This window comes from Segatella copri (assembly GCF_019249765.2).
Lineage (GTDB): Bacteria > Bacteroidota > Bacteroidia > Bacteroidales > Bacteroidaceae > Prevotella > Prevotella copri_K.
In genome coordinates, this window is the sequence record NZ_CP152484.1 from 2633152 (window position 1) to 2644838 (window position 11687).

The 11687-nt window shown below is 45.2% G+C and carries 6 protein-coding genes; 2 read left to right on the top strand and 4 right to left on the bottom strand.

What is annotated here, in order from left to right; all coding sequences use genetic code 11:
- Positions 1-21 precede the first annotated feature (21 nt).
- Positions 22-2463 (top strand): alpha-L-arabinofuranosidase C-terminal domain-containing protein, encoded by a 2442-nt coding sequence (locus KUA46_RS11400; protein WP_218486759.1) that lies wholly within the window; start codon positions 22-24, stop codon positions 2461-2463.
- Between the two features lie 155 nt (positions 2464-2618).
- On the opposite strand, the gene KUA46_RS11405 is transcribed toward KUA46_RS11400, so the two are convergent.
- Both KUA46_RS11405 and KUA46_RS11410 read right to left on the bottom strand, forming a co-directional pair.
- Positions 2619-3983 (bottom strand): ATP-binding protein, encoded by a 1365-nt coding sequence (locus tag KUA46_RS11405; RefSeq protein ID WP_334650002.1) that lies wholly within the window; start codon positions 3981-3983, stop codon positions 2619-2621.
- A gap of 156 nt (positions 3984-4139) precedes the next feature.
- Positions 4140-5444 carry an NCS2 family permease gene (locus KUA46_RS11410; protein WP_117727474.1) on the bottom strand — a complete coding sequence of 435 codons (1305 nt, stop codon included), beginning with the start codon at positions 5442-5444 and terminating at the stop codon, positions 4140-4142.
- A gap of 266 nt (positions 5445-5710) precedes the next feature.
- On the opposite strand from KUA46_RS11410, the gene KUA46_RS11415 reads away from it, so the two are divergent.
- On the top strand, positions 5711-7276 hold the full coding sequence (locus KUA46_RS11415) for an ATP-binding protein (RefSeq protein WP_218486758.1): 1566 nt from the start codon (positions 5711-5713) through the stop codon (positions 7274-7276).
- Positions 7277-7867: 591 nt separating this feature from the next.
- Here the strand turns inward: KUA46_RS11415 and KUA46_RS11420 are convergent.
- Together KUA46_RS11420 and KUA46_RS11425 are read right to left on the bottom strand one after the other, a co-directional pair.
- Positions 7868-8839, bottom strand: a complete 972-nt coding sequence (locus tag KUA46_RS11420; protein WP_218486770.1) for a family 43 glycosylhydrolase — start codon at positions 8837-8839, stop codon at positions 7868-7870.
- Between the two features lie 103 nt (positions 8840-8942).
- Positions 8943-11681, bottom strand: coding sequence for a lipocalin-like domain-containing protein (locus KUA46_RS11425; RefSeq protein WP_218486757.1), 2739 nt, complete (start codon positions 11679-11681; stop codon positions 8943-8945).
- Positions 11682-11687 lie beyond the last annotated feature (6 nt).

Sequence of the window (11687 nt, forward strand, 5' to 3'; positions counted from 1 at the left end):
AAACAAACCTAAGAATAAAAAATGAATAAGAAAAGACAGATTTTACTTTCAGCAGTGTTGGCCTCTGCTTTGGCATCCAACGCACAGGTTACCATCAATGTAGATGCCTCTAACCCAGGTATCAAGGTATCTCCTAACCTCTATGGTATCTTCTTCGAGGATATCAACCATGCTGCAGATGGCGGTCTCTATGCCGAACTCATCAGCAACCGTTCTTTCGAAGACGATGACAAGAATATTCCTACCTGGAAAACTGCCGCTCAGAAAGGTGCAAAGATCAATGCACAACTCATCAATAAGGGTTTGCTCAACAATGCACAGGGCAAGGCACTCCAATTGACCATCGCTGCCAAGCCTGCAGCTACAGCCTCTCTCATCAATGAGGGTTTCTGGGGAATCAACGCCGTGCAGGGCAGAACCTATAAACTCTCTTTCTGGGCTAAGGGTAGCTACAAGGGCGGATTGAAGGCTCGCCTCACCAACGCCAAGGGCGACAAGGTTTACGCAGAAACCACCCTCAATGCCAAGGTTGGCAAGAAGTGGACCAAATATACGGCTGAGTTGACTGCCACCGGAAACGACGCCAAGGCTCAGTTTGAACTCGTAGCCGACGGAAAGGGTACCATCGTTCTCGATGTAGTAAGCCTCTTCCCTCCTACTTTCAAGAATCGCGAGAATGGCTTGCGCCCTGACCTGGCTCAGCTTCTCTATAACATCCATCCTAAGTTCGTCCGCTTCCCTGGCGGTTGCTACGTTGAAGGACAGGAATCTCCTGAGAATGCTTTCCACTGGGAGAAGACTATCGGTCCTATCGAGGAACGTCCGGGCCATAAGAACGTTAACTGGCGCTACCGTACCAGCGATGGTATGGGATTCGATGAGTATCTGCAGCTTGCCGAGGATCTGAACGCCAAGCCTCTCTATGTAGTGAATGTTGGTTTGTGGCACGGCGGCATGACTCCTGTAGACAGCATCCAGCCTTGGATTGATGAGTGCATGAATGCCCTGGAGTATGCCAACGGTCCTGTTACCTCTAAATATGGTGCGCTCCGTGCTAAGAACGGTCATCCGGAACCATACAATATCGAGTATCTAGAGATTGGTAATGAGAACAACCAGCCGGATCCTGCGGCTCAGAGCGACCATTACTACGAGCGCTTCAAGAAGTTCAAGGATGCTGTATTGGCGAAATATCCTAAGATGCACCTCATCGGTAACGTGGTGGCTTGGGGTGATGACAACCCTAAGTGGGAAAGCAACGAAAGCGTAGAACTCCTCGACGAGCACTACTACAGAAATCCAGCCTGGTTTGCCGAGAACTTCAACAAGTATGATAACTACGACCGCAAGAGCAGCGAGATTTATGTAGGCGAATATGCCGTAACCCAGGGCTTCGGCAATATGGGTTCGCTCGATGCAGCACTCGGTGAGGCTGTCTATATGATGGGCATCGAGAACAACTCTGACATCGTAACCATGGCATCCTACGCTCCTATCTTCGCTAACCTCAACAACCGTATGTGGGCACCGGATATGATTCAGTATACATCCGATAAGGTATTCGGAACTCCATCTTACTACGTTCAGAACGTGATGGCAAACAACATCGGTACCCGCGTACTGAAGGTGAACCAGGAGAATCCATACAAATATGAGCAGACTCAGGTGAAGCCAGCTATCTGCCGTGTAGGTATGGGAACATGGGGCACTCAGGTTTCTTTCGAGGACAAGGGCTACAGCGATGAGAACGGAAAGGCGCTGCCGATGACCTTGCAGGAGTTGCCTACCGATATCCGTGGACAGTGGAAGACTGAGGGCAGCCTCATCAAGCAGATCAGCAACGAGGAAAGCTGCATCCGTCTGAACCCAGGTGAGATTACCAGCAATGGCTATATATATAAGGTACGCGCGAAGAAGGATGCCGGAAACGAAGGTTTCCTCATCATCTTTAACTACGTGGATAAGAACAACTACTGCTGGTTAAACCTCGGTGGCTGGAACAATACCCAGCACGGTGTGGAGTCTATCGTGAATGGTGCCAAGAGTCAGATAGCTACTACCCCAGGCAGCATCGAGACCGGCAAGTGGTATGACATCGAGCTGAAAGTAGTTGGCGACAGCATCTTCGCCAAGTTGGATGGCAAGGAAGTATTCTCTACCAAGTTGAAGGCAAACACCCTTCCTGGCATATTCTCTACAGCCACACTTGATGAACAGACGGGCGAGGTAATCCTGAAGATTGCCAACACCAGCACCGAGCACACCACAGCGAAGATTAATCTTCAGGGCAAGGAGATCAAGAATGGCAAGCTCATCCGCCTTTCTGCCAAGAATGGTCTGGAGGAGAACACCATCGACAATCCTACCAATATCTATCCTGTAGAAAACTACGTAACTACAGAGAAGAACGGTGCAACGGTAGAGATTCCAGCCAGCTCGCTGAACATCATCCGTTTGAAATAACAGACTACACAGGGCAGAATGCTCTGGGATCCATATATAGGTAATAACATTTTGAATAGTTGATAAGAAAGTTAGTTAGAAAAGAGAAGGCGGCAACCTGCGTGATGCAGATTGCCGCCTCGTTTTTTATCTATTGGCAAAAAAATAATAAAAGCCTATATTGGCTCAAATCTGAATATAGGTTTCTTTATCATTTCGGGTTGAAGATACATTAACATATAGATAGGGTAATAGAGAATCTTGCCTACGACCTGCACATTGCCATTAGAGAAAACTATGGCACGAGGAATAGCGTACTCCTCATTGTTCATCACATTAGAGAGCGCATTATGACGTTTATAATCCTTGCCCGACTTGATTTCTATCGGCAAGACCTTACCTCTATCTTCTATAACAAAGTCCAGTTCCCCCTGCTTCTTGTTATTGAAATAATAAAGATTATAACCGTGAGCACGTAATTCTTGCGCTGCAAAATTCTCATAAATGGCTCCATAGTTGATTTCTGTCGTACCCGTAAGTAAGTCCATCGCTATATTGGCCGCATACTGGCTTGCCAACAACCCCACATCGTTCATGAACAACTTAAATAAATTGCGCTGTTCACCAAGTTTTAAAGGCAAGCGAGGTTCTTCTACATTATAAGTAGGGAGCGCCACACCAGCATCGGCTAGCCATAAGAAAGAATTTCTGTAACGCTCAAATTTTGCATTTTCATTTAATGCCTTCAAAATAAAACGCTTGTTCTTGGCATTCAGTTCAGAAGGTATCAAGTCGAATATATCTTTGATATACAGCTTGTTCTTTGGGTCATACTTGGCTATATCCTTTCCGTAGAGGTGCATGATTTCTCGTTGTGCCTCACGCACTATCTGTAAATTATTCGTATTAATATACTTTTGGACAGCCTCAGGCATTCCTCCGACAATGAGATAAAGATGAATGAGATCATTCAGCTTATTATGCACAACCTCATCCACCACCTTGCATTGCTCATAGCACTCCTTGACATGAGCCATTACTCCAGTACTCATCCCTACAGCCTCTGCAAATTCCTCAAAATCGAGAGGAAACATCTCTTTTTCTGCCATATAACCAACAGGTACACTACGGATATCCTTCAACTCTACCCCTAACAATGAGCCACTCATTACATAGCGATAGCTACCCTCTTCTACCAGGAATTTGATGGCAGTAACCATCTCCGGACATTCCTGTACCTCATCAAAGAAAACCAGAGTTGTGCCTGGAATAAGTTTCTTCTCAGCCAAGGCAGAAAGGCGCAGGAGGATTTCCTTAGCATCAGAAGGAGACTTAAAAGCCTCCCTATACTTAGGATTATTGAGGAAATTGAACTCCACTACATCCGCAAAGCATTCCTTTCCAACCTTCCGGATAGCGAAAGTCTTACCAACCTGACGAGCGCCAGAAACAAGAAGAGCTTTTTTCTCTGTTTCGAAGAAATTGCGTAAATAGCTGTATATCTTTCTGTTAAGCATATCTATATTACTTTTTCTTACCATAATTTATAGGCTTTACGGAACTTTTCCAACCTATTTTAGACTAGAAAAAGGAGCTTTTCCAACCCTTTTTGGGGTATTTTCTGCCACTTTTCCAACTTCTAGCCGCTGCAAAGATACCATTTTTTTCCGAAACTCCTCTATTTAAACAAGAATATTTTATCCGAAAACATAATTGAAGAGCAGGAAGATGCTCAGGATATACAGCGTAGGATTCAGATCCTTGAACTTGCCCACCATCATCTTGATCAATACATAGCTCAGAATACCAAGGCAGATGCCATCGGCAATACTGTAGCAGAGTACCATCGTAATCATCGTGATAAAGGCAGGGAATGACTCGGAGATATCCTCCAACTCAATTTTCTTGAACGAATCAATCATCAATACACCCACCATTACCAGGGCACCACTGGTGGCTGCGCTCGGAATCAGCAGGAAGATAGGAGCCAGGAAAATGCTCAGGATAAACATCAAACCCACAAAGAAAGATGTCAAGCCCGACTTACCGCCCTCGGCAACACCCGAAGCACTCTCCACATAAGTGGTGATGGTAGAGCTACCCAGCAATGCACCGGCTGTAGTACCGATGGCATCACTCATCATCGCCTCCTTCACACCCGGAATCTCGCCCTTCTCATTCTCCTTGATACCCAACTTGGAAACCAATCCCAGAACTGTTCCGATGGTATCGAAGATGTTGACAAGCAACAGCGAGAAAACCACCATGAACATCTTAGGAGTAAAGAAGCCGGTGAAATCGAACTGGCAGAAGATAGGAGCGATGCTGTGAGGAGTAGATACCGGCATCCAGTTGTCAGAGAACTGGGTTACGCCCATCGGAATACCAATCAAGGTAGAGATGATGATGGCGATAAACAAAGAACCCTTCACTCTTCTCGCCATCAGACAGCCGCAGAGCAGGATGCTGATGAGACCCAGGATGCTGACTGGTGTAAACTTGCCGAGCTGCACGAAAGTATCCGCATTGGCAGTAATGATGCCCGCATTCTTCAAACCGATAAAGGCGATAAACATACCGATACCGGCAGAAATGGCGAATCGGAGATTCTTCGGAATACATTCCAATATCTTGTCACGGATATTGAGGAAGGTGATGGCTAGGAAGATGATACCCTCTACGAGCAATACCGCCAAAGCCTGCTGCCAGGTCAAGCCCATAGCCTGACAAAGGGTGAAGGCGAAGAACGCATTCAGTCCCATACTAGGAGCCTGGGCAAAAGGCAACTTTGCCATGAAAGCCAGCAGGAAGGTGGCGATGGCTGAAGCGATGGCTGTGGCAGTAAAGAGAGCTCCCTTGTCCATACCCGTAGTGGCGAGGATGGTAGGGTTCACTGCCAGAATGTAACACATGGTCAGGAAGGTAGTCATACCAGCTATCAATTCCGTCTTGACCGTAGTAGTCTTTGGGTCGAAACCCAATAATGCTTTTAATTTGTTCATTTCTTATATTTATATTTATCTCTATTTTCTCTTTCCCCTTTTCACAACCCAATCCCGTTGTTTTTTCGGGGCGAACAAAGGTAAGAAAAAATAATGAGGAAAGCCTTATTTTACATGTTTTTAACTCATCAGAGTGCCTTATTTTACAAGTTTCGGGGTATTCCGGATGCCTTATTTTACAAAGCATTTTATTTTTAACCATTATGCTTGGTTAATTCGGATTTTCTTTGTAACTTAGCAGCGCAAAACGTAAGGCATGTAGAATTATGGCAAAAATAGTAAATAAATATCCTGTAGGAATTCAGACTTTTGAAGAAATTCGCGAGAAAGGTTATCTCTATGTAGATAAGACCAAATACATCGTGGATTTCAGAGAAAAAGGTATGAAGTATATCTTTCTGAGCCGTCCAAGACGATTCGGAAAGTCGCTCTTTGCCTCTACCCTCCAGGCCTATTTCGAGGGAAGAAAGGAACTGTTCGAGGGATTGACTATTGCTGAATACGAGAAGGAATGGGTGAAGCACCCTGTATTCCATTTCGATTTAAGCGGTGCCAAGCATTTTGATGCAGATGGCTTGAACAGTTATCTGAATCTGCAGCTTTTGCCTTACGAGAAACTTTATGGTAAAGGAGAAGGGGAAATTTACCCTAACGAAAGGTTGGATGGTATCGTAAAGCGTGCTTATGAGCAGACGGGCGAAAAGGCTGTTGTCATCATCGATGAATATGATGCCCCATTGCTGGATGTGGTACATGAAAAGGAAAACCTGCAGCCGCTCCGCCGCATTATGCAGAACTTCTACAGTCCTCTGAAAAAACTCGATCCTTACCTGGAGTTCACCTTCATCACGGGCATCACCAAGTTCTCGCAGCTCAGCATCTTCAGCGAGCTCAACAACCTCGACAATATCAGTCTGTTCGACCAGTACTCAGCCATCTGCGGCATCAGCAAAACCGAGCTTACCACGCAGATGAAACCGGATATTGAAGCTATGGGTGAAACTCTTGGTATGACGTACGAAGAGTGCCTGAATGAGCTGACACAATTCTATGATGGTTATCATTTCAGTGAGAATTCAGAAGATATCTTTAATCCTTTCAGTCTTGTAAAGGCAATGAATGCAGGCAAGATTGCTCCTTACTGGTTTGGTTCCGGCACTCCATCCTTCCTCTTGAAACTCTTGGATAAGTATCATGTCAATCTTTCTACTTTAGAGAGTCAAGAGACAGTATTGAGTTCCTTCGACCAATCAACAGAGGAAATGACAGAAGCCTTGCCATTGCTTTACCAGAGCGGCTATCTGACCATCAAGAAATATGAACCGATGTTTCAGGAATATACGCTGGGCATCCCAAACAAGGAGGTACGCGACGGACTGCTCAACTCATTGATTCCTCATTATGTGAACCCTCGCCGTTCTGACAACAATGCCTTCCTCTTGGGATTCTGCAAGGCGGTTTATAGAAATGACATCGAGGCGGCACTGGAGCACATGCGCACCTATATGGCTACGATACCATATGATTTGGAGAATCACAGCGAGAAGCATTATCAGACTATCTTCTATCTGATGTTCAGTTTCCTCAACATCTATATCCGCACAGAGGTGAAGAGTGCCATCGGCAGGGCTGATGCCGTGATGCACATGCCAGATACAATCTACGTCTTCGAACTGAAGGTAGATAAGAGTGCTGATGAGGCTTTGGCACAAATAGACGAAAAAGGCTATATGCTGCCGTATCATGCAGAGGGCAAGCGACTGGTAAAAATCGGTATCAGTTTTGACAGCACCCAGCGCACTATCAGAGATTGGAAGATTAAGGAAGAATAAAGAAAAAATCCGAAACAGAAGCTTACCAAGTTATCTGTTTCGGATTTTTTGATGCTTATTTCGTTTGGATAAGCCAAGGGTTTCAAACCATCTTGAATTGTTAAAAAAAATAAGTCATAGTTTTCTCCCCCACAACTCATAGTTTCTTTCATCATAACTCATAGGTTTCTTCCCAGCATCTCATAGGTTTCGGCACCAAAATCCATTGTTTTCAAGCAAAAAAGGGCTAAAAAAAACAAACGGACAAATTGAATTTGTCCGGACAAATTGTCCGTATCTTTATAAATCACTCATTTTTAATAACTTACAAGCTACCGGACAAAAGAGCCGGACAAATTCAATTTGTCCGTTTTTTTTAACAGTAAAATAATCTACCAATTTGTTTTTAGAATCTTGTCAAATACCTTATGCATATATAGGAAATAGCGAAAGAAAATAGCGTTTATTTCGCTACGAAACCAATTTTTTGCTGTTCGTAGCGGAATAAACGCTATTTTAACTCAGTTTTAACATTTCAGCAGTATACTTCTTGAAAAGCTTACAAACGTAAGATTGAAGCAACATACTAAAAAGATATTTTACAAATGTTTTTTATTCCAGCGTCAGCCACCCATCTTCCGTCCAGTTGATTTTCTTCTGAACCAGGATGCTGGCACCATTCTTGGCTACGCTGTAACCATGACAGAAGAAGTAATCGCCATCAGGGAAGGAGTAGGCAGAACAATGACCCATCGCCTCATATTCTTTCTTATCGCCTTCCAGAATCAGCGTACCACCGCCATTGCGCATGTCCCTACCCTCCTTATCCAGATAAGGACCGGCAACCTTCTTGCTTCTGCCCACGGCAACACGATAGTTGCTCTTGATGCCACGGCAGCAGTAATCCCAGCTCACGAAGAGATAGTAATAACCACCATGCTTCATGATGAAAGGAGCCTCGATGGCATTGGTGCCGGCAAACTTGGAGGTAGGATTCGGTTCTGCTGATGCATCACCCACGGCATAACGACGGGCGATGGTCTGAGGCTTGGCGCCCTTCTTGACATGCATCGACTTCTTATCCAACTTAATCATCTGGATGCCATCCCAGAAAGAGCCCCAGGTAAGCCAAGGGTTCCCCTTCTCATCAACAATGAAATTCGGATCGATGGCATTCCAGTTGTCTCTATCACCCTTAGAGGCGACGAGGCAGCCCTCATCCTTCCATCCATCCTTATCAGATAAGGAAGTATTGCTCAGCAAGCCGATGGCAGAAGTATTCTTGCCAAAGGTAGAACAGGAATAAGCCAGATACCACTTGTTCTTGAAGCGGATAACATCCGGAGCCCAGATATGCGTGGTAAAACCTGGCACACTATCATGCGTCCATGCCGGAATCTCGCTGTTCTTGAGCACGCCCTGAGGAACGATGGTCCAATGCTTGCGGTCGGTAGAGGTCATCTGCGTGATGCCATGACCTGTGCAGTAGAGATAGTACTTGCCATTCTCATACGCCATTACAGGGTCGTGAACAAAAGGAGTATCTACCACAATCGGTTCCTGCGGAGCATTCTGTGCCATCATCTGACAACCGCCTTTTACAGTAGGAGCAGCAATCATCATTGCTGCTCCCAAAAGTATTTTAGAAATCTTCATATAATTACACCTTATTATATATATAAGAGAATTACTTGTTCACAAATTTCTTTCCGTTCACAATCACTACACCCTTGTAGCTCTTGTCTACCTGCTGACCGGAGAGGTTGAACCACTTGCCATCATTCTTCTTCTGAATGATGATAGGGTTCGAGATGCCTGTAGAAAGGCTTGAGCCGTCGATATAAGAGTTCTCACCGGTAAAGAACACGTTAATCTCAGACGGCTTATCTGTAATAGTCTTTGTATATGAATAATGATACACCTTATTATCCGTTGTGGTAATCACAGCAGTCATCTTGAATGCGCCTGTAGCTGCATATTCCACGGTCATATCTACCAAAGAACCATTCATATCCTTCGCAAATGTATCCCAGTTGTAATCGCTGACACATCCTGTGTTGCTCCAGGCAATATTTTCAAAGTTGTCATTGCGTAACATAACATACTCCTTATAGCCAACAGCGCCATGAGCTACGTTAGAAACACCCAATACCCAACTTTTGTAAAACTCTGCACCCACAGTATAGTTATAGAACTTAAACTGTGCCTTATTGCCAGCCTTCACAGTATAATCCTGGCTCAGGTTAGTAGCATAGGCATTCGTTGTATTCTTCTGTGCAGAAACAGGATAGTAAACCGGAGTAGTTTCCTCTGCCTCAGCATCGATGTTCAGGGTATAATCCTTAGTATATTCATAACCGTCCTTGCTGACAGTCATGGTCATGGTTACCTTACCCTTGCCTTTTACTACGCCCTCATCGGTCAGAATAGAAGGATTGCTTGACTTCCATGAAATGGTAGCACCGAGATGCCCCTCTGTAGGGAGCTTTGGTATAGAATTCAAAGTTGCACCATCTGCGAAAGGAACGCTGGTCTTATCCAATGTATATTTGATAGCCGCCTTGGCATCAGCCTTGCTTCCCCAGATACTCAAACCGCGAGTCTGCAAGCTGGCACCACCTGATGTAGCCAAACCATCAGAAGAACTGAGGGCTGTAAAGCAGAGTGCCTTGATATTGGTATAATCGATGGTCTGCTCGGTAAGCACACCCTTGAACTTCACCTCTGCATTGGCTGTAGCAACACCCTTCAAGGTAAGATTGATGTAGCTTGTACCGCTCACCAGTTCCCATTTTCCGGTATACTCGCCTGAGATAGAACCATCTGCATTGAGATGGATGGTAACAGGCTTCTCATAATCCATTGCTGCCGTATTCTGACGGTAAGGATGAGCTATTATCTGATAATCACCCTCTACCTCTGTTGCATCATAGAGCTGCTGGGTAGCAATATCATTATCAGTATAAGTCTCGCCGCTAAACTCGTAAGGAGCAGCAACCAGCCAACCGTCCTGGTTAACGAAGAGCTGATGTACACGAACCTCATGCTCCTCATCTCTTTTCAAGAAGCGGGTATGGTAAACGATGAGTGCTCGTCCCTTATGGTCTACGATGGCTGAATTATGTCCCTGAGCCAGTTCAGCATTAGGCATGGTTTCCCACTGGTAGTTGCCGAAGAGTTTCACACCCTCGTCGCGCTTGGCATCGCCACCGAAGTTGAGGATATACTTGCCATACATAGCATCAATGCCCGTTGAAGTAAGACAGTCCTTATAAGGTCCGTCAGGTTTCTCAGAGCGGAAAACACGAATCTGATAGCCACCGGCAGCCGTCAAACCACCATAACTCATAAAGAGATAATAATACTTGCCCACCTTCTGGATATAGCTAGCCTCGCCCGAAACATAATATCCGCCGGCAATCTTCTTGCCGAAATAAGGGTCGCTGGTACAGTTGGCATTGGCAGCACCCGGAGTAACGGTCTTACCGCTTATCTGATAAGGGAAAGTATAAGTATAGTCACGAAGACCATTGGTCTTATCGAGTCTGATCATGAAGATACCACCCGACCATGAACCGTAACTCATCCAGAGATTATCATCATCATCATAGAATACGCATGGATCGATACAGTTTGGCCAGTATTCTCCCCAGTGAGCACCATAAGCATCGCCTGGAGTAGCATAGCGGGCAGGAAGCGAAGTGCATTCTGTAGCAATCGCCAAATCGGTATTCTTCCAATCATCAGCTGTAGCATAGCCATTATGACCGAATTTACCAGAGAAACCGCCACAGATAACCGGTCCCTGATATACCCAAGGACCTTCCAAGTCTTCGGAAGTGAAACAGACGATTGTAGAGCACCAATAATCACCATTCAGACTCATGTACATACACCATTTCTTCATGGTCTTGTTGTAGATGACATCAGGAGCCCACTGCATTCCGGCTACGGTATTGGCTGTGTTAGTCCAGGCGCCATTCACGTTGATAGGTCCTTTATACTGCCATCCATGAGCATCGAAGTTACCGAAAGCTACCTCCTCGCCCTTATAGTTCTTCACCTTTTTGATGACGTGAGTGGCGTAAGCATCTTTAAAATTAATCAGTTTACCATTCACGTCAGCAAAAAGACTGTTGCTGGTTCCGGCATTCTCCTCACCTGTTTTGAAGGTGTTCCATATCTGATAGTTGCCCGTAGCATAAGTCTTGGCTCTGCCCAGATGCGAACCGTAGATATAATATAGAGGGTTGTTGGCATTAGAGCCCGTAACATCCATCACGATAGAAGGGTCGTGCACCGCGATGCGCCCTGTTATCGTTTGGGTAGCGTATGCATTAGCCAGATCATTATCGCCGACAGGCGTCTGAGCCATAGCTCCGTTCATCGCCATCAGACTCATGACAGAAAGTAATAACTTCTTCATACGATT